This window comes from Duganella sp. 1411, assembly GCF_017833525.1.
Classification (GTDB): domain Bacteria; phylum Pseudomonadota; class Gammaproteobacteria; order Burkholderiales; family Burkholderiaceae_D; genus Rugamonas.
In genome coordinates this window covers 1769167-1787178 of the sequence record NZ_JAFICD010000001.1, presented here as the reverse complement: position 1 = coordinate 1787178, position 18012 = coordinate 1769167, and the positions used below count along the sequence as shown (strand labels likewise).

The following is an 18012-nucleotide window of genomic DNA, read 5'->3' as shown; positions in this document are numbered from 1 at the left end:
ATCGAACCTTTTAACACTTCTATGAGAAAAGTCACCATGACTATTACCAAGCGCTTGATTCTGACCCTGTCATTGGCGCTACTTGCGCTGATCTTCGTCGGCTTCACCGGATTGAATCAATTGTCGCGCGCGCAGGCGCGGCTGGACTTGGTGCAGACCCGATTAGACCCCAGTATCGCTGGCCTGAACGAGGCCAAAGGCTACCTCGCGGACAGCCGCCTGGCCGGCTACCGTCTATCGGTGTTCTCCAACCTGGCCGACAAGACGGCACTCGACAAGGCCTATAACGATGCCCACGCCAAGTTCGACACGGTCATCGCGAAGTATGAAAAAGAGCGCGTCTTCGACGACACCGACCGCAAGCTGCTGGAGGCGGACAAGGCCAACATGGCCGCGTATCGTCAGGCGCTGATTCCGTTCCTGGCCGGCGCCCACGCCGGCGACATGGACGCGGTGCGCGCCACGCTGATGCCCGGCACGCCGCTGGCGTTGACTGCCGGCGCGCTTAAAAAAGGCTTCGACGACCATATCGCCTACAACAACAAGCTCAGTGACGACATCCGCGCCGAGAGCACCGCCGCGTACTCGTTCGCGTTCCGCCTGATGCTGACGGTGATCGTGCTTGGCCTGCTGGTCACCGGCGCGCTGGCGTGGCAGCTGTATAGCATCATCAAGAATAGCCTTGAAAGCATCCGCAGCACGCTGGTCGACGTCAGCCAGTCGCTGGACCTGACCCACAAAATCCCGGTTCAACGCATGGACGAAATCGGCCACACGGCGGTCGCGTTCAACAAGCTGCTCGAGCAGATCGCCGGCGTGATCGACACCGTGCGCGCCGCCACCAGCGCGGTCGGTACCGCTTCGCAGCAGATCGCCTCGGGCACAGGCGACCTGTCGAACCGCACCTCGTCGCAGGCCGCCTCGCTCGAGGAAACCGCCGCCAGCATGGAACAATTGACGTCCACCGTCGGCCAGAACGCCGACAACGCGCGCCAGGCCAACCAGTTGGCGCGGTCGGCGTCGGACGTGGCGGCGCAGGGCGGCAGCGTGGTCGAACAGGTCGTCGTGACCATGGGTTCGATCAACGAATCGTCGCGCAAGATCGTCGACATCATCTCGGTCATCGACGGTATCGCTTTCCAGACCAACATCCTGGCGCTGAACGCCGCGGTGGAAGCGGCGCGCGCCGGCGAGCAGGGACGCGGCTTCGCGGTCGTGGCCACCGAGGTGCGCAACCTGGCGCAGCGCTCGGCGGCCGCCGCAAAAGAGATCAAGGCGCTGATCGACGACTCGGTCGAGAAGGTCGGCTCCGGCACCAAGCTGGTCGAGCAGGCCGGTTCGACGATGAACGAAGTCGTCTCCAGCATCAAGCAGGTGACCGATATCGTCGGCGAAATCAGCGCCGCCACGCAGGAGCAGAACGACGGCATCGCCCAGGTGCACCAGTCGATCACGCAGATGGACGAGACCACGCAGCAGAATTCGGCGCTGGTGGAGCAGACGGCCGCCGCCGCGCAAACGCTGCGCGAACAGGCAGATGCCCTGGAGCGCGTGGTCAGCGCGTTCACGATCGGCGCGCAGCAGGTGAGCTACACGCCGCCGGCACGTCCGGCGCCGCGTAGCGCCCCGGTGGCGAAAAAGGCGCTGCCCAAGCCCGCGCTCAAGGCGGCCGCCACGCCGTTGAAGCCCGCGGCCCAGAAGCCGAAGACCACCGCTGCGGCGACGTCCAGCGGAGAGTGGGAAGAGTTCTAATCCAGTTGGCGCGGCGGACGACGTAATAAGGTCAGAACGTTTTGATCAGCGTCGCCCGCAGCGAACGCGATTCGATCGGGTGGAAGTGGATGTCGGTCACCGGCGCCGCTTCGCCCTTCAGCTGCGAGGCGTAGTAGTAATCGATGGCGGAATCGCGGCGGTTGGCCAGGTTGAACGCCTCCAGCTCCAGCGACAGGTCCCTGCGAACCTTCCAGCCTAGCCGGCCGTTCAAGGTCAGGCTGGAATTTGATCGTACGCTGTTGTCTTCGATCAGCGGCCGCGGACCGAAGTAGCGCAACTTCAGCGAGCCCGAAAACGGTCCGCCGTCATCCACCGTCAGCGCCAGCTGGCCGGTACCTTCGATCGCTCCGGCGATGCGATCGCCGTCGGGCGCATCGCCACGCGTCCGCGCCCGCGCGTACGCCAAATCCAGGTCGACCGACAGCCATTTCAGCGGTTTGTAATAGTTCGAGAACTCCACGCCGTAGCGGCGGCTCGGCGGTCCCGCCTCGGTGGTGCCGGCGTCGCCGACGAAGGTCAGTTCGGAATCGAAATCCAAGCGGTAGAACGACAGCGACGATTGCAGGCCGGACAACCACATGCTGCGCGCGCCCAGTTCCAGGCCGCGCGAGCGCGCCAGCGGCGACACCTTGCCGGTCGCCTCGCCGGTCTTGGGATCGACGGCGATGGTGGTGCCGCGCGCATCGTTGCTGTGGAATCCGTTGCCGATATTGGCATACAGCTCGGCCGTCTTCCACGGTCCGTAAATCAGGCTCAGGCTCGGGCTGGCCAGATGGTCGTTCGCCGTGCCGGAATTGGCGGCCAGGTCGCTGCGCACGTCGAAGCGGTAACGATCGATGCGCGCGCCCGCCACCGTGCGCCAGGCGTCGCTCCAGCGCGTGCTGTTCTCGACAAACAGCGCGGCGCTCGATTCGACGATATGGTCCTGGCGCGTGGTGGACACGCGCTGGCGCGCCTGCGTGTTGTACAAGCCGTTGAAGATATTATCGTTTTGCAGCTGCAGGCCGACGGTGGTCTCGCTGCTCCAGCCCTCGCCGTGCTGGTGCCAGCTGTGGCTCGCATTCACTCCGCTGGTCACGCGCTTGTCCGGCTGCGCGAACTGGTCGCCGCGCACCGGGTCGCCCATGAAATAGGTAAAGTTGGAGAACAGATCCAGCTGGTTGCCGATGATGTAGGCGTTGACCTTGGAGGCGCTGTCCTCGGTGGTGCGGCGCCACGCTCCGGAAAGGCTGTAGCGGTGCGACTCGCCGCCGTCCGTAGGGTCGATGGCGCCGTAGCGGCCGATCCGGCCGTCGCGCACCGCGCGCAGCGGGATCTGGTCGGTGGCGTTCCAGTCCGCGCGATAGGCCATCAGGCTGACATTGAAGCCGTTGTTGGCGTAGCCCTCGCTGTAGCGCAGCACCGCGTTGAGCTTTCGGTAGTGGTCGGGGTTCGCATACGGGCCGTCGTTGTGCAACGCTTCCAGCGCGTACAGTAGGCTGCCGCGCGGCAGTTCGACCGAATCGGCGAGCAGCGCGCGGGCGTAGCCGTTCTGGCCGGCCGATACGCTGGCCAGTCCCTGCGTCAGGCGGTTGGCGTAGGCCACGGAAGCCGTGCCGGCGGAGGCGAAATCGCCTTCCCCGGCGGAGTAGGGGCCTTTTTTGTAATCGAGGCGCACCGCCAGTTCCGGGATCAGGAAATTGAGATCGGTCCAGCCCTGGCCGTGCGCGTGGCTGCGCTGGTTGACGGGCATGTCGTCGACCGTGGTGCGCAGATCGGTGCCGTGGTCCAGATTGAAACCGCGCAGGTAGAATTGATTGGCCTTGCCTTCGCCGCTATGCTGGCTGACGATCAGGCCGGGCATCGCTTCGAGCAGTTCGCCGGGACGGTAGACGGTGCGCGCGGCCAGCTCCTTTTGCGACACGCTGCCGGCGCTGGCGGCATCGGCCACGCCCAGCTGGTTGGCGCGCGAGCCGTCGATGGTCACCCTTTGCAGCAGGTCGTCCGCGTGCACGGGGGCCTGGATGGCCAACGCGGCCAGCGCCAGTGCGATCAGCGATTTAGCGGGCGGTTTGATCGATGCTGTCTTGGTCGAAGACCAGGGTTTGGACGGTGCCATCTGTTTGCAGGTTCACGGTATTCTTTTGCGAAGGCAGGAAGTCTATCAGCAGGGCGTTGTGAATGCGAGTGCCCGGCTTGAGTTTCGTGCCGGCGATCTCCTGGAAGATGACGACGCTGTCGGCGTCCGCCTTGACGCCCACCCATTGCAGCGGCAGGCGCTTGTCGTCAGGACCGGCGAGGCGGAACTGCTTCTCGACGTAGCGGCGCAGCGGCTGCTCGCTGTCCGCCTGGCCCAGGTCGAAATTGCGTCCATACAGATTGGTGAGCAAGGTGGAGACATCGTGCGACGTGTAGGTATGCACGATCTCCGTATTGCCGGTGCGTTCGTTGTAGCTGATGTCGGCTATGCCCATGTGAAAATTATGGGCGCCGGCCGCCGTGCCGGCAAAGGCCAGCACGGTGAAGGCCAGGCGGCGCAGAACGCATGCCATCATTTGTCCGACGCGTCCTTGTCCGCCTTGTCCTTGCCTTTGAGCGGCGTATTAAAGTCGCGCATCAGGTTATCGCGGTCATGCTCGGTCTTGAACAGCTCCAGGCGCGACTGCGTCGGCTTGCGCGGCCAGGCGTTGTTGCTGGTGTCGATATCGGCGGTCTCCCAATACGGGTCCTGCGTCAGGCCGACCATCGGCTCGTCGGTGACGATCAACTTGGTGATCTTCTTCGGCGAGTAGCGCCATACCTCGGCCGGAACGCGCTCGATGTACTTCTTGCCGCTTTTGAGCTCAATCTCCAGCACCAGCGGCATGACCAGGCCGCCGATGTTCGAGAAGTCCACCAGATACAGGTGCTTGCCCTGATCGAGCAGCTTCTTCTCCCACGGCTCCAGCTTCTCGATCGCCTCGGCGTAGCTGTTGCGGTCCTTGTTGGTGACGGTGAACTCGTCATGCTCGTTGTAGAAATCCTTCAGCTCCGGATGGCTGTCCAGGCGCTTGGGCAGCGATTTGTTCAGCTGCTGCGACACCGACACCGGCTCCGCGTCCTTCCGCGCCTTCTTCCAGGCCTTTTCCTTTTCCGGGTCCTTGGTGTCCACGCCGTATTCGCTGATGCCGTCGATGCTGATGTCGACGGCGTCGGTGGTGTAGAACCAGCCGCGCCAGAACCAGTCAAGGTCGGTGCCGGAAGCGTCTTCCATGGTGCGGAAGAAATCGGCCGGAGTGGGGCGCTTGAACTTCCAGCGGTTGGCGTACTCCCTGAACGCGTAATCGAACAACTCGCGTCCGAGGATGGTCTCGCGCAGGATATTGAGCGCGGTGGCCGGCTTGGCGTAAGCGTTGTTCCCGAACTGCAGCAGCGACTCCGAGTTGGTCATGATCGGCACCTGGTTCCGGCTGCGCATGTAGTCGACGATGTTGCGCGGTTCGCCGCGGCGCGACGGATAATTATCCTCCCACGCCTGCTCGGCCAGATACTGCACGAAGGTGTTCAGGCCCTCGTCCATCCAGGTCCACTGGCGCTCGTCCGAGTTGATGATCATCGGGTAGTAGTTGTGGCCCACCTCGTGGATGATCACGCCGATCAGGCCATACTTGGTCTGCTGCGACCAGGTTAGCGCGCCGGTCTTCTTGTCCTTGGTCGGACGCGGGCCGTTGAACGAGATCATAGGGTATTCCATGCCGCCTACCGGACCGTTGACGGAGATCGCCGCCGGGTACGGATAGTCGAAGCTGTATTTGTTGTACTGCTCGATGGTATGGATGATGGCCTGGGTGCTGTACTGGCCCCACAGCGGATTGCCTTCCTTCGGATAGTAGGACATCGCCATCACATTGGTGCCGTCCTTTTTGTAGCCTTGCGCGTCCCAGATGAACTTGCGGCTCGATGCCCACGCGAAGTCGCGCACATTGGCGGCCTTGTAGTGCCAGGTCTTGGTCGCGGTGCTGACGGACTTTTCGGCCTTCTCGGCTTCCTCCTGCGTGACGATGAGCACCGGCCTGGTGGCCGTCTTCGCCTTGGCCAGGCGGTCGCGCTGCGCCGCGCTCAGTACTTCGCCCGGATTCTGCAGATCGCCGGTGGAGGCCACCACGTGGTCGGCCGGCACCGTGAGCTGGACGTCGTAGTCGCCGAATTCCAGCGTGAATTCGCCGGCGCCGAGGAACTGCTTGTGCTGCCAGCCAGTCACGTCGTAGTAGGCCGCCATGCGAGGGAACCATTGGGCGATCTCGAACAGGTCGTTCTTGTCTTCCTCGAAGCTTTCGTAGCCGGAGCGGCCGCCCAGCACTTTCTGCTCGTTGATGTTATAGGACCAGTCGATATTGAAGGCGTAGCTCTGGCCCGGCTTGAGTGGCGTCGGCAGGTCGATCCGCATCATGGTGCGGTTGATGGTGTACTTCAGCGGCTGGCCGCCGGCGCCGACGCTCTTGATCTTGAAGCCGCCGTCGAAGTCGCGGCCGGCCAGCACGCCGCGCAAACCTTCGAACTTGTAGCCGTCGTCCTGCGCCGGCGGCTTGGCCCAGGCCTCGCGCGACGGCTGCGTGATCATCATCCGGGCGTCGGAATCCTTTTTGTAGATGTTCTGGTCCAGCTGCACCCACAGGTAGCTGAGCGTATCGGGAGATTTGTTGTGGTAGCGGATTTGCTCGCTGCCGGTGATCGAGCGTTTGGCTTCGTCCAGCGTGGCGCGGATGGTGTAGTCCGCGCGCTGCTGCCAATAAGCGGCGCCGGGGGCGCCGGAGGCCGTGCGGTAGGTATTGGCGGTGGGTAGAATTTCGTCCAGCTGGCGGAACTTGTCATCGAACGGTTCCGCCGCGAATGCGGACACCGTAAAGCAAATGGCGACGAAGCCGATTGTTTTGCGCATATTCTGTATTCCTGATCTTTGCCAGAAGAAAAGGAACTAGTGTATAGCAAGTTTTCAAAGTATCACTGGCGGATACAATAAAATACAATCGATGATACGGTTTATATTATTTACGTAAACCGGCCGCGCCGTCGCCTGCTCCGGTCAGTGTTTTTTTTGCATTTCGGCGTCCTGGAACTGGAAGCGGGCGTCGTCGGTGGCGGTGACGGCGCGCGACGTCGCGTCCAGGTGCATCAGGCGCGAACCCGCGCCGTTGCTGGCTTGCGGCCAGTCGGGCAGGCCGGCGCCATTGGGATTGCCGGTCTTGATGAAGTTGGCGAAGTAGCCTTGCATCAGGGTCGACAGCGCGCGGTCCTCGCCGGTCCACGCATACACTTTATTCCCATCGAGGTTGCCCAATGCGTATTCGATTTCGGCCGAATGGGCGGCGCCGGTGTCGCCGGGGCGTGGGCGGCTGTAGTAATAACGATACACAGGTTTGCCGCTGGTGCGGGCGTGGGTGTCGATCCACTTCCAGGTGCCGTAGACGATGAAGCCGTCGCTGGCCAGGTCGGTCGCCGCCTTCACCACCTCGCCGGGATAGGCGCTGCGCGCGGCGCCGGCCTGGTCGCCGTAGAATTTTTGCAGCGCGGCGGCGAAGTTGGCCTCGGTCGGTTCGGCGTCGCCCAGTACCTGCTTGTAGTGGCCCTCGTGCGAGTTCCAGCCGGCCAGCAGCGGCACCTTGGCCTGTTCGCCGGCCGCGTACATCGCGCTCGGCGCGCGTGGCAGCACATAGCCGTCCTCGATGGCGCTGAACCACGGCGCGCCGGGCTGGCGCAGCGTCTCGAGCAGCTGTTGCGCCGGCAGCGCGCGCATCGCGGCCAGCGTCGGCGCGGCGATTTTTTCGGCGAAGGCGGCACCGGCCTTTTCGGCGTCGGCCAGCGGCGCCGGTGGATGGACGCCGAGCAGCGAGCCGCTCTCGCCGATGGCGCCGGCGATCAGGCCTTTCGACAGCGGCGTGATCATCTGCGCGCTGACCGACCACGAGCCGGCCGATTCGCCGGCGATGGTCACGCGCGACGGATCGCCGCCGAAGGCCGCGATGTTTTTCTTCACCCAGTTCAGCGCCGCCGCCTGGTCCATCAGGCCGTAGTTGCCGGACGCCTTGTTCGGCGATTCCGCGCTCAACTCGGGATGGGCGAGGAAGCCGAACACGTTGAGGCGGTAGTTGACGGTCAGCGTGACGATGCCCTTGGCGGCCATGCTGGCGCCGTCGTAGCGCGGCTCGGAGCCGTCGCCGGCGGCGAAACCGCCGCCGTAGAAGTACACCAGCACCGGCAGCTTGGCTTTCGCGGATTTGGCGGGCGTCCAGACGTTCAGGTACAGGCAATCCTCGCTGACGCCGTCGGAGCGGAACACCATGTCGCCAAACAGCGGCAGCTGCATCGCGCGCGGGCCGAAGTGGTCGGCCTTGCGCACGCCTTTCCACTTCTGCGCCGGTTGCGGCGCCTTCCAGCGCAGATCGCCGACCGGCGGCGCGGCGAACGGGATACCTTTATACGATGCCACGCCGGAGGCTTCCAGCGTGCCTTGCACCACGCCGGTGGCGGTGGTGGCGCGCGGGGCGACGGCCGCCGCCGCGACGGCGGGAACCGAATAGGCGAACGCGCTGGAGGCGATCAACAGCATACCGATTTTTTTCATGTCTTTTGGCCAATAACGAGGGAGTGGCAACTATAGCTGGAAGCCCTTCCATTGGCGACAAATTTCGGTTTCCCCGGGCATTGGCCTAGGGTGCGATAGCGAACATACATTGCGTATGGGCATTGTTAGGATGGCTTATCGAACTCATCAATAACGAGGCAAACATGGCAAACGCAAATCAGGTACTGGTCGTCGACGACAATGTCGACGTGGTGGAGTCGCTGTCGGCGCTGCTGCGGTGCCATGGCTACGAGACGTCGGCGGCGCATAACGGTTACGAGGCATGCGACTCGGTGCGCGACGCCATGCCGAAGGCGATCATCATGGATCTGGGCATGCCGTGGATGGATGGTTACGGGGCGGTGCGGGCGATCCGGCGCATGCCAGGGACGCAGGCGTTGCCGATCATCGCGTTGAGCGGTTCGGCCGATGGCGAGTCGGCGCGCAAGGCCATGGCGGCCGGCTTCACGCACCATTTCTCGAAGCCGCTCAATTTCGAGCATTTGAACCAGTATCTCGCCGGTTTGAACTAATTTGAGCCGTCGCGCAGACACGTAGGGCGGATTAGCCGGAACGGCGTAATCCGCCAAGAGCCGTCGACGGCGCGCGATCGATCAGCGCAGCGTCTCGCTCAGCACGCGGCCCTCGGCCCCTGCCGGCGGACGCACGCGCAGGATGTTGGCCAAGGTCGGCGCGATATCAACCACTTCCGCGTATTGTCCGTAGTTGCCCGGTTTGATCCAGCGCTTACCCATGATGAGCAGCGGCACATTGGTATCGTAAGCGTACGGCGAACCATGCGTGGTGCCGGTGTCGCCATAGCCAAAGTACCAGTATGGCTTGGTGATCACCATCAGGTCGCCCGAGGCTTCGCGGTTCCAGGCGCGGCGCATCAAGGTGGCGATGCGCGTGCCCTGCACGGCGCCGCTTTCGAACTGGGTGCGGGTAAAGACGTCGGCGATGCCCTTCTGCGCTAGCAGATACCGCGCGGCGGCATTTTCCACATCCTCGCGGCGCAAGCCGCTCTTGTCGATCTGCGCATAGTCCAGATGGATGTTCGGCAGCGACCACGCGGTCAGCAGCTTGGCGCCGCCGAATTTATCCGACAGGTGCTGGCCCAGATCCTTCATCAACTGATCGCCCTTGATGCGCTGCGCGTCCAGATGGCGCGACTGCGAGAATTCGGCCGTGTTGGCGAAGCCGTGATCGGCCGTCAGCACCACCAGCACGTTGTCCATACCCACCCGCTTGTCCAGATAGGTGAAGAACTGCGCCAGCATGCGGTCGACCCGCTGCAGGTGGTCGTGCGACAGCTTGCTCTCCGGCCCGAACGCGTGGTTCACATAATCGTGCGCCGACAGGCTCACACCCAGCAAATCCGGCACGCCGGCCGGATTGCGGCCGAGGTTTTCGCCCTCGATCGCGGCGCGCGCGAAGTCCAGCGTCAACTGGTCGAGGAACGGACCGGTTTTCAGATTGTTGTAGTAGCCGGAGTCGATCTGGCCGCTCTCGCTGTAGTAGGTGTAGGGCAGGCGGTTGTGGCCACCCGGCTTGGCCGGGGTCAGTTCCTCGCTGGCGTCGCCGGCGTACGCCGCATCCGGCAGCAGCGGCGCCCAGGCCTTGCCGTAGTAGCGGTCCTGCGGCTTGGTCGCCTGATATGCCTGTACCCAGGCCGGGTGCGACTTCATATAGAAGGTGCTGCTGGCGAAATTACCGGTTTGTTCCATATACATGTAGGCGGTGCCGGTTTTACCGGCCAACAGGATCGCGCCGCGGTCCTTGCCCGAGACGGCGACGACCTTGCTGCGCTCACCCGTTGCGTAGCGCAGCTGGTCGCCCAGCGTGTCGACCCGCAGTTTGGTCGGCGCGGTGCCGTCGCTTGGATCGGTGTGCTCGCCGATGTAGGTGTAGTTGGTGTCTTCGGTGCAGTAGACGGATTTTTTGGTGACCGGGTCGATCCAGTTATTGCCGATGATGCCGTGGACGTAGGGGTAGGCGCCGGTCAGCACGGCGCTATGGCCGATCGCGGTGACCGTCACGCCGTGCGCCTGGTGGGCGTTGCTGAACGACGCGCCCTGGTCCAGCAGGCGGCGGAAGCCACCCTCGCCGAATTGATCGCGGTAGCGCTGCACCTGTTCATTCGGCAGCCCGTCCACCACCAGCACCACCACCAGCTTGGGCTGGGCGGCGTTGGTGATCGTCGCGGCGGGAGCGGCGGCCGCGCCGGCGTGCAGGGCGAAACAGGTGGTCGCGATAGCGAGTACGGGCAAGGACAGTTTCTTTGTCATGGTGATTCATCGTCAGGGTGGAAGGAGTTGGCAAAAACGGCACAGCCTATCATGCGCCCCGATATGCTACCCGATTCTTATGACTATGACATGACACGATTGCGGCTCGAATTATAGCGACTCGCGTATATACGAGATGCCTGCGCGGTCGTAGACGCTGTAGATCGTCTCGAGCATATTGCGCAGCTCCTCGGAGGTGTCCATTTTGCGGACGCTGAACATCACCGGCGACACCGCGTGACGGTCGGTGAGGGCGCGGTAGGCGACGTTGTTGCGCTTCATGCCCTGCACGCTGTCCGGCACCACGGCCACGCCCTCGCCGGCGGCGACCAGGCCGATGGCGATCTGCAGCTCGCGCACCTCCATGATCTTGTGCGGCAGGATGGAACGCTCGCTGAACACGCCCAGCACCTGGTCGGCAAAGCTGGGACGCGGCGCCTTGGGATAGATGATCAGCGTTTCCATCAGCAGGTCCACCAGGCTGAGAGGGGTGTCCGACAGCGCCAGCGGATGGCCGGCCGGCAGCGCCACGATCAGCCGCTCTTCGCGCAGCACGATGCGGCGGATATTGGGGTCTTCGCTTTTCACGCGGCCGAAGCCGACATCGATGGTCCCTTCCTTCAGCGCCTTCAACTGCTGCATCGTCGTCATCTCGTGGAAGGTCACTTCCACCGTCGGGTACTGCTCGCGGAAGTGGCGCACGATGTCCGGCAGCAGGCCATACAGGGTCGAGGCGACAAAGCCCATCGACAGCGTGCGGTCGATCTTGCCGACCCGCTGCGTCATCGATTTGAGCTCGGCCGCCTTGGCCAGCAGCTCCTGCGCGTGGGCGTGGAAGAAGGTTCCCGCCTCGGTCAGGCGCAGCGGACGCGATCCTTTTTCGATCAGCTCTACACCCAGTTCCTCTTCCAGCTGCTGGATTTGCCGGCTCAGCGGAGGCTGGGCGATGAACAAGCGCTTGGCGGCCCGCGTGAAGTTTTTTTCTTCGGCGACGGCGACGAAATAGCGCAGGTGGCGTAGCTCCATGGTTAACCCTTTTTCATACCTGTTGGGTATGGAGATCATACCAACTCAGTGTTGGACGCTCCCGTTTGAACGGCATATTGTGTACTTATTCCGACTCATTATACAAATTAAATATGATCCAGAGCATAGAAGTCATCCTCGCCGACGTGCCGACGATACGTCCGCACAAGCTGTCGGTGGCGACGATGCACACGCAAACGCTGGTGCTGGTCCGGGTGCGCTGCGCCGACGGCGTCGAGGGCTGGGGCGAGGGCACCACCATCGGCGGCCTGAATTATGGCGAGGAGAGCCCGGAGAGCATCAAGGTCAATATCGACACCCACATCGCGCCGCTGCTGGTCGGCATGGAGGCCAGCCAGGTGGCCAAGGCGATGGCGAAGATTCGCAAGGTCATTCAGGGCAACCGCTTCGCCAAGTGCGCGATCGAAACCGCCTTGCTGGACGCGCAGGCCCGCCGCATCGGCGTTCCGCTCAGCGAGCTGCTGGGCGGCCGGGTGCGCGACGCGCTGCCGGTGGCCTGGACCCTGGCCAGCGGCGACACCGCCAAGGACATCGCCGAGGCGCAGATGATGCTGGAGCTGAAGCGCCACCGCATTTTCAAGCTGAAGATCGGCGCCCGCGCCGTCGGGGAGGACGTGGCGCACGTGCTGGCGATTAAGAAGGCGCTGGGCGACGCGGTCAGCATCCGGGTCGATGTGAACATGGCCTGGAGCGAGCTGGAAGCGGTGCAGGGCATGGCGGCGCTGGAGGCGGGCGGGGTCGATCTGGTCGAGCAGCCGGTGAGGGCGGAGAACGTGGCCGCCATGGCCCGGCTGGCGCGCCGGTTCGCCGTTGCCGTGATGGCCGACGAGGCGCTGCATGGCCCGCACGACGCGCTGGCGCTGGCCAACGCGGGCGCCGCCGATGTCTTCGCGGTCAAGATCGCGCAATCGGGTGGCCTGGTGCCGGCGGCGCAGGTGGCGGCGGTGGCGCAGCTGTCGGGCGTCGCGCTGTATGGCGGGACGATGCTGGAAGGGGCGATCGGCACGGCGGCGTCGGCGCATCTGTTTTCGACGTTCGGCGATCTGTCGGCGGGCACGGAGCTATTCGGGCCGCTGCTGCTGACGGAGGAGCTGCTGCGCACACCGCTGGTGTACAAGGATTTCATGCTGCAGGTGCCGACCGGCCCGGGGCTCGGTGTGGAGATCGATATCGAAAAGCTCGACCGGCTGCGCCGCAAGTAGTAATGGATCACGACAACGTAAACACGTAGGGCGGATTAGCGGGCGAGGCCCGCCAATCCGCCCCGGGGGCCCATCGAACGAGCGTCCTCCTGCCGGAGGACTTGAGAGCCGGAACGGCGTAATCCGCCATCGTCGAGCCGCCGACAAAGCCCGGCGGAGCTTTCGAGATTGTATTAGTTAGAGGAGACCACCATGCTGTTCCACGTCCGTATGGATGTCCAACTGCCGCCGGCCATGCCGGCGGCGCAGGCGGACGAACTTAAAAAAACCGAACGCGAACTGGCGCAAAGCCTGCAGCGCAGCGGCAAATGGCGCCACCTGTGGCGCATCGCCGGACAGTACGCCAACGTCAGCATGTTCGACGTCGACAGCGTCGACGAGCTGCATGCGCTACTGACCTCGCTGCCGCTGTTCCCGTATATGCGCATCGACGTAACGCCGATGTGCCGCCACCCGTCCTCGATCCGCGACACCGACGCCTGAATCACACCATCACACAACAAGGAGACTAGCATGACCCACAACGAAATCGACACACTGGTAAAGAGCTGGATCATCGACACCGCCACCGGCCCGGTCAACCCACGGGTGCAGCAGGTGGTGTTCGGCCTGGTGAGCGCCCTGTGCAAAACCATCGAGGACCTGGACATCCAGGCCACCGAATTCTGGAGCGGCCTGGAATACTTGCGCGAGTCGGCCGTCCGCAATGAACTGGGCCTGCTGGCGCCGGGCCTGGGGCTGGAACGCTTCCTCGATATCCGCGCCGACGAAGCCGAGGCCAAGGCCGGCCTGCTCGGCGGCACGCCCCGCACCATCGAAGGTCCGCTGTATGTGGCCGGCGCGCCGGAGAGCAAAGGGTTTGCGCGCCTGGACGATGGCAGCGAAAGCGACAAGGCCGAAGTGCTGTTCATGCAAGGCACCGTGCGCGACGAGCAGGGCAAGCCGGTCCCCGGCGCCAAAGTCGAAGTCTGGCACTGTAATCTGATGGGCGGCTATTCCTTCTTCGACCAGACGCAATCGGCCTTCAACCTGCGCCGCACCATCATCGCCGATGGCGAAGGCCGCTACCAGTTCCGCAGCATCCTGCCGGTCGGCTACAGCTGCCCGCCGGACGGCACCACCCAGCGCCTGCTGGACCAGTTGGGCCGCCACGGCCACCGCCCGGCGCACATCCACTTCTTCATCAGCGCCGAGGGCCAGCGCAAGCTGACGACCCAGATCAACATCGACGGCGACGAGTTCCTGTGGGACGACTTTGCCTTCGCCAGCCGCGAGGGCCTGGTGCCGGCGGTGCGCAAGGTGACCGAGCCGGCGGCCATCGCGGCCAAGGGACTCGATAAACCTTATTCCGAAATCGACTTCGATTTCCGTCTGTACGCCGAACGCCAGGCCGCACCGGCGGCGGAAGTCGAGCGCGTACGCGCCGCCGCTTAAACAAGAGGAAACGCCATCATGATTCCGATTCACGTCGAGAAGAAGGCCGGGCTGAAAAACCTGGACCACTACCTGGTCGAAGACCACGAAAAAGGCGACTACCGTCTGCATCGCGGCGCCTTCACCGATCCGGAGCTGTTCGAACTGGAGATGAAGCATATCTTCGAAGGCAATTGGATCTATCTTGCCCACGAAAGCCAGATCCCTAACAACAACGACTACTACACGACGCATATCGGCCGCCAGCCGGTGTTCATCGCGCGCAATCGCCAGGGCGAGCTCAATGCCTTCATCAACGCCTGTACCCATCGCGGCGCGCAGCTGTGCCGCCACAAACGTGGCAACAAGGCCACCTACACCTGCCCGTTCCACGGCTGGACCTTCAACAACAGCGGCAAGCTGCTCAAGGTGAAGGACCCGGAGGGCGCCGGCTATCCGGATTGCTTCAACAAGGAAGGCTCGCACGACTTGAAGAAGGTTGCGCGCTTCGAGAGCTACAAGGGCTTCCTGTTCGGTAGCCTGAATGACGACGTGCTGCCGCTGGCCGAGTTCCTGGGCGAGGCGGGCAAGATCATCGACATGATCGTCAACCAGTCGGCCGATGGCTTGGAAGTGCTGCGCGGGTCTTCCACCTATACCTTCGAGGGCAACTGGAAGCTGCAGGCCGAAAATGGCGCCGACGGCTACCACGTCTCGGCGGTTCACTGGAACTATGCGGCCACCACCAACCGCCGCAAGGATTTGAACGAGGTCCGGCCCGATAATATCCGCGCCATGGACGCGGGCAACTGGGGCAAGCAGGGCGGCGGCTTCTACGCCTTCGACCACGGCCACCTGCTGCTGTGGACCCAGTGGGCCAACCCGCAGGACCGGCCCAACTATCCCAAGCGCGCCGAATACGCCGAGCGCTTTGGTGGCGCCACGGCGGACTGGATGATCGAGCGCTCGCGCAATCTTTGCCTGTACCCGAACGTCTACCTGATGGACCAATTCGGCTCGCAAATCCGTTTGCTGCGGCCGATCTCGGTCGACAAGACGGAGGTGACGATCTACTGCATCGCACCGAAGGGCGAATCGAACGAGGCGCGCGCGCGGCGCATCCGCCAGTACGAGGACTTTTTCAACGTCAGCGGCATGGCGACGCCGGACGATCTGGAGGAGTTCCGCGCCTGCCAGCAGGGCTACAACGGCCGCGCGCTGGAATGGAACGACATGTGCCGGGGCTCGACGCACTGGGTGCAAGGCGCCGACGCGGCGGCCAGGGAAATCGGCCTGGCGCCCGTCATGAGCGGCGTCAAGACCGAGGACGAGGGCCTGTACACGATCCAGCACCGCTATTGGCTGGACGTGATGAAGAAGGCGATCCAAATCGAAGGAGCGGGGGCATGATCGACAAAATCAGCGCCTTCCTCTACAAGGAAAGCCGTCTGCTAGACGACAAGCAGTGGGATGACTGGCTGGAGTGCTACCACCCGGACGCGCAGTTCTGGATGCCCGCGTGGGACGACGACGATGAACTGGTCAGCGATCCGCAACGCGAGATCTCGCTGATCTACTATCCGACCCGGCAAGGCCTGGAGGATCGCGTGTTCCGCATCAAGACCGAGCGCTCGAGCGCCACCATGCCGGACACGCGCACCAGCCACAATATCGCCAACGTGGAGATCGAATCGTGCGAGGGCGGCCGCTACACCGTGCGCTTCAACTGGCACACGCTGAGCCACCGCTACAAGGCGGATTTCAGCTACTTCGGCATGTCGCGCTACGTCATCGATTTTTCCGGCGAGCTCCCGCTGATACTTAATAAATACGTGGTGCTCAAGAACGACTACATCAACCAGGTGATCGACATCTATCACCTCTAGTATCAGGAGACGACGATGAGCTACAACATCGCCCTGCAGTTCGAGGACGGGGTAACCCGCTTCATTTCATGCAACGAGAATGAAAAGCTGGCCGACGCGGCCTACCGCCAGAAGGTCAACATTCCGCTCGACTGCCGCGACGGCGCCTGCGGCACCTGCCGTGGTTTCTGCGAATCGGGCCGCTACGACATGCCGGAATCGAGCTACATCGAGGACGCGCTGGCCCCGGACGACGCGGCCAAGGGACACGTGCTGGCCTGCCAGATGAAGCCGACCTCCGATTGCGTGGTGCGGATTCCGGCCACGTCGGCGGCCTGCAAGACGGCCGTCTCGCGCTACACCGGCAACCTGGCGGCGGTAAAACAGCTGTCGAGCACCACCATCGGCTTTTCGATCGAACTGGATGCGGCGGCCGGCCTGGATTTCCTGTCCGGCCAATACGTCAACGTCGACGTGCCCGGGACCATGCTGACGCGCTCCTATTCCTTCAGCTCCGCGCCGGGCGGCCGCCAGCTCGATTTTGTCGTCCGCAACGTGCCGCACGGGCGCATGAGCGAGTTCCTGTCGCACCAGGCGACGGCCGGGCAGGCGATCAGCTTCTCCGGGCCATACGGCAGCTTCTATCTGCGCGAGGTGCGGCGGCCGTTGCTGCTGCTGGCCGGCGGCACCGGCATCGCGCCGTTCCTGTCGATGCTGGCGGTGCTGGCGGCGTCGGGATTCACCCAGCCGGTGCGGATGGTGTTCGGCGTGACCAACGACGTCGATCTGGTCGGGTTGGAGGCGCTCGATCGTATCGCCGCCGCCCATCCGCTGTTCAGCTACCGCACCTGCGTGGCGGCGCCGGAAAGCGCGCACCCGCGCAAAGGCTACGTCACCCAGCATGTCGATGCCGAATGGCTGAATGGCGGCGATGTCGATGTCTACCTGTGCGGACCGGTGCCGATGGTCGATGCCGTCAAACGCTGGCTGGCGGATTGCGGCGCGGCGCCGGCCAACTTCTATTTCGAAAAATTCTCGGCCAGCAGCGAGGTGGCGGCATGACTCGCGCCGGACGTTTTGACGGGCAGGCGGTGATTGTCACCGGCTCGGGGCAGGGCATCGGGCGCGGTGTCGCGCTGGCGCTCGCCCGGGAGGGCGCCCGGCTGGTGCTGGCAGACCGCTCGCAACTGGTCGAGGAGGTGTTGGCCGAGGTACGCGCGGCGGGGGCGCAAGCCATTGCCGTCAACGTCGACCTGGAGACCTGGACCGGCGCCGAACAGATGGTGGCCGCCGCGCTGGACGCGTTTGGCGCCGTCGATGTATTGATCAACAACGTCGGCGGCACCATCTGGGCCAAGCCGTTCCAGGAATACGCGCCCGAGCAGATCGAGGCGGAGATCCGCCGCTCACTGTTCCCAACGATGTGGTCCTGCCGCGCGGCGCTGCCGCACATGGTGGAGCGGCGGCGCGGCGCCATCGTCAACGTCTCGTCGGTCGCCACCACCGGCATCTACCGCGTGCCGTACTCCGCCTCCAAGGGTGGCGTCAACGCGATGACGGCCGCCTTGGCGATGGAGCATGCGCAGGATGGCATCCGCGTCAACGCGGTGGCCACCGGCGGCACCGAGGCGCCGCCGCGCAAGGTGCCGCGCAACCCGCAGCCGCTCAGCGAGCATGAGCAGCGGTGGTATCAGGGGATCGTCGACCAGACCATCGCCAGCAGCTGGATGCACCGTTACGGCAGCATCGCGGAGCAGGTCGGCGCCATCCTGTTCCTTGCCTCGGCCGAAGCGTCGTACATCACCGGCACGGTATTGCCGGTCGGTGGCGGCGACCAGGGGTAG

Annotated in this window: 15 protein-coding genes; 9 read left to right on the top strand and 6 right to left on the bottom strand. The window is 64.0% G+C overall.

Features of this window, described 5'->3' with window-relative positions; all coding sequences use genetic code 11:
- Window positions 1-36: 36 nt before the first annotated feature.
- A complete protein-coding gene (locus JOD97_RS07205; RefSeq protein WP_209714666.1) occupies window positions 37-1752 on the top strand; it encodes a methyl-accepting chemotaxis protein in 1716 nt (571 codons plus the stop codon).
- Between the two features lie 31 nt (window positions 1753-1783).
- On the opposite strand, the gene JOD97_RS07200 is transcribed toward JOD97_RS07205, so the two are convergent.
- The 4 genes from JOD97_RS07200 to JOD97_RS07185 all read right to left on the bottom strand — a co-directional run bounded on the left by JOD97_RS07200 (window position 1784) and on the right by JOD97_RS07185 (window position 8353).
- Window positions 1784-3871, bottom strand: a complete 2088-nt coding sequence (locus JOD97_RS07200) for a TonB-dependent receptor (protein WP_209714663.1) — start codon at window positions 3869-3871, stop codon at window positions 1784-1786.
- On the bottom strand, window positions 3813-4307 hold the full coding sequence (locus JOD97_RS07195; protein ID WP_209714662.1) for a DUF6702 family protein: 495 nt from the start codon (window positions 4305-4307) through the stop codon (window positions 3813-3815). Before JOD97_RS07195 ends, JOD97_RS07200 begins: the two co-directional genes overlap by 59 nt.
- Window positions 4304-6670, bottom strand: coding sequence for a M1 family metallopeptidase (locus JOD97_RS07190; RefSeq protein WP_209714659.1), 2367 nt, complete (start codon window positions 6668-6670; stop codon window positions 4304-4306). Before JOD97_RS07190 ends, JOD97_RS07195 begins: the two co-directional genes overlap by 4 nt.
- Before the next feature lie 144 nt (window positions 6671-6814).
- A complete protein-coding gene (locus JOD97_RS07185) occupies window positions 6815-8353 on the bottom strand; it encodes a carboxylesterase/lipase family protein (protein WP_209714657.1) in 1539 nt (512 codons plus the stop codon).
- A 164-nt stretch (window positions 8354-8517) separates the two neighbouring features.
- Between JOD97_RS07185 and JOD97_RS07180 the strand changes: the two genes are divergently transcribed.
- Window positions 8518-8886, top strand: a complete 369-nt coding sequence (locus JOD97_RS07180) for a response regulator (protein WP_209714655.1) — start codon at window positions 8518-8520, stop codon at window positions 8884-8886.
- A gap of 81 nt (window positions 8887-8967) precedes the next feature.
- Here JOD97_RS07180 and JOD97_RS07175 read toward each other — a convergent pair whose 3' ends face one another.
- Window positions 8968-10641, bottom strand: coding sequence for an alkaline phosphatase family protein (locus tag JOD97_RS07175; protein ID WP_209714653.1), 1674 nt, complete (start codon window positions 10639-10641; stop codon window positions 8968-8970).
- A 111-nt stretch (window positions 10642-10752) separates the two neighbouring features.
- A complete protein-coding gene (locus JOD97_RS07170) occupies window positions 10753-11667 on the bottom strand; it encodes a LysR family transcriptional regulator (protein WP_209714651.1) in 915 nt (304 codons plus the stop codon).
- Between the two features lie 113 nt (window positions 11668-11780).
- Here JOD97_RS07170 and JOD97_RS07165 point away from each other — a divergent pair, with 113 nt between their 5' ends.
- From JOD97_RS07165 to JOD97_RS07135, 7 genes are all read left to right on the top strand, one after another.
- On the top strand, window positions 11781-12890 hold the full coding sequence (locus JOD97_RS07165; protein WP_209714649.1) for a muconate/chloromuconate family cycloisomerase: 1110 nt from the start codon (window positions 11781-11783) through the stop codon (window positions 12888-12890).
- Window positions 12891-13082: 192 nt separating this feature from the next.
- Window positions 13083-13373 (top strand): muconolactone Delta-isomerase, encoded by a 291-nt coding sequence (catC, locus tag JOD97_RS07160; protein WP_209714647.1) that lies wholly within the window; start codon window positions 13083-13085, stop codon window positions 13371-13373.
- A 30-nt stretch (window positions 13374-13403) separates the two neighbouring features.
- Entirely contained in the window at window positions 13404-14324 is a 921-nt protein-coding gene (gene catA / locus JOD97_RS07155) for a catechol 1,2-dioxygenase (RefSeq protein ID WP_209714645.1), read from the top strand.
- An 18-nt stretch (window positions 14325-14342) separates the two neighbouring features.
- Window positions 14343-15713 carry a benzoate 1,2-dioxygenase large subunit gene (gene benA, locus JOD97_RS07150; RefSeq protein ID WP_209714643.1) on the top strand — a complete coding sequence of 457 codons (1371 nt, stop codon included), beginning with the start codon at window positions 14343-14345 and terminating at the stop codon, window positions 15711-15713.
- Window positions 15710-16189, top strand: coding sequence for a benzoate 1,2-dioxygenase small subunit (gene benB / locus JOD97_RS07145; RefSeq protein WP_209714641.1), 480 nt, complete (start codon window positions 15710-15712; stop codon window positions 16187-16189). The genes benA and benB overlap by 4 nt, the downstream gene beginning before the upstream one ends.
- Before the next feature lie 15 nt (window positions 16190-16204).
- Window positions 16205-17230 carry a benzoate 1,2-dioxygenase electron transfer component BenC gene (gene benC, locus JOD97_RS07140; RefSeq protein WP_209714639.1) on the top strand — a complete coding sequence of 342 codons (1026 nt, stop codon included), beginning with the start codon at window positions 16205-16207 and terminating at the stop codon, window positions 17228-17230.
- Window positions 17227-18012, top strand: a complete 786-nt coding sequence (locus JOD97_RS07135) for a 1,6-dihydroxycyclohexa-2,4-diene-1-carboxylate dehydrogenase (protein WP_209714638.1) — start codon at window positions 17227-17229, stop codon at window positions 18010-18012. Before benC ends, JOD97_RS07135 begins: the two co-directional genes overlap by 4 nt.

Bases quoted from the DNA above. Each gene is read 5' to 3' on its own strand.
- JOD97_RS07205 (WP_209714666.1), top strand. From the start codon at position 37: ATGACTATTACCAAGCGCTTGATTCTGACCCTGTCATTGGCGCTACTT.
- JOD97_RS07200 (WP_209714663.1), bottom strand. From the start codon at position 3,871: ATGGCACCGTCCAAACCCTGGTCTTCGACCAAGACAGCATCGATCAAA.
- JOD97_RS07195 (WP_209714662.1), bottom strand. From the start codon at position 4,307: ATGATGGCATGCGTTCTGCGCCGCCTGGCCTTCACCGTGCTGGCCTTT.
- JOD97_RS07190 (WP_209714659.1), bottom strand. From the start codon at position 6,670: ATGCGCAAAACAATCGGCTTCGTCGCCATTTGCTTTACGGTGTCCGCA.
- JOD97_RS07185 (WP_209714657.1), bottom strand. From the start codon at position 8,353: ATGAAAAAAATCGGTATGCTGTTGATCGCCTCCAGCGCGTTCGCCTAT.
- JOD97_RS07180 (WP_209714655.1), top strand. From the start codon at position 8,518: ATGGCAAACGCAAATCAGGTACTGGTCGTCGACGACAATGTCGACGTG.
- JOD97_RS07175 (WP_209714653.1), bottom strand. From the start codon at position 10,641: ATGACAAAGAAACTGTCCTTGCCCGTACTCGCTATCGCGACCACCTGT.
- JOD97_RS07170 (WP_209714651.1), bottom strand. From the start codon at position 11,667: ATGGAGCTACGCCACCTGCGCTATTTCGTCGCCGTCGCCGAAGAAAAA.
- JOD97_RS07165 (WP_209714649.1), top strand. From the start codon at position 11,781: ATGATCCAGAGCATAGAAGTCATCCTCGCCGACGTGCCGACGATACGT.
- catC (WP_209714647.1), top strand. From the start codon at position 13,083: ATGCTGTTCCACGTCCGTATGGATGTCCAACTGCCGCCGGCCATGCCG.
- catA (WP_209714645.1), top strand. From the start codon at position 13,404: ATGACCCACAACGAAATCGACACACTGGTAAAGAGCTGGATCATCGAC.
- benA (WP_209714643.1), top strand. From the start codon at position 14,343: ATGATTCCGATTCACGTCGAGAAGAAGGCCGGGCTGAAAAACCTGGAC.
- benB (WP_209714641.1), top strand. From the start codon at position 15,710: ATGATCGACAAAATCAGCGCCTTCCTCTACAAGGAAAGCCGTCTGCTA.
- benC (WP_209714639.1), top strand. From the start codon at position 16,205: ATGAGCTACAACATCGCCCTGCAGTTCGAGGACGGGGTAACCCGCTTC.
- JOD97_RS07135 (WP_209714638.1), top strand. From the start codon at position 17,227: ATGACTCGCGCCGGACGTTTTGACGGGCAGGCGGTGATTGTCACCGGC.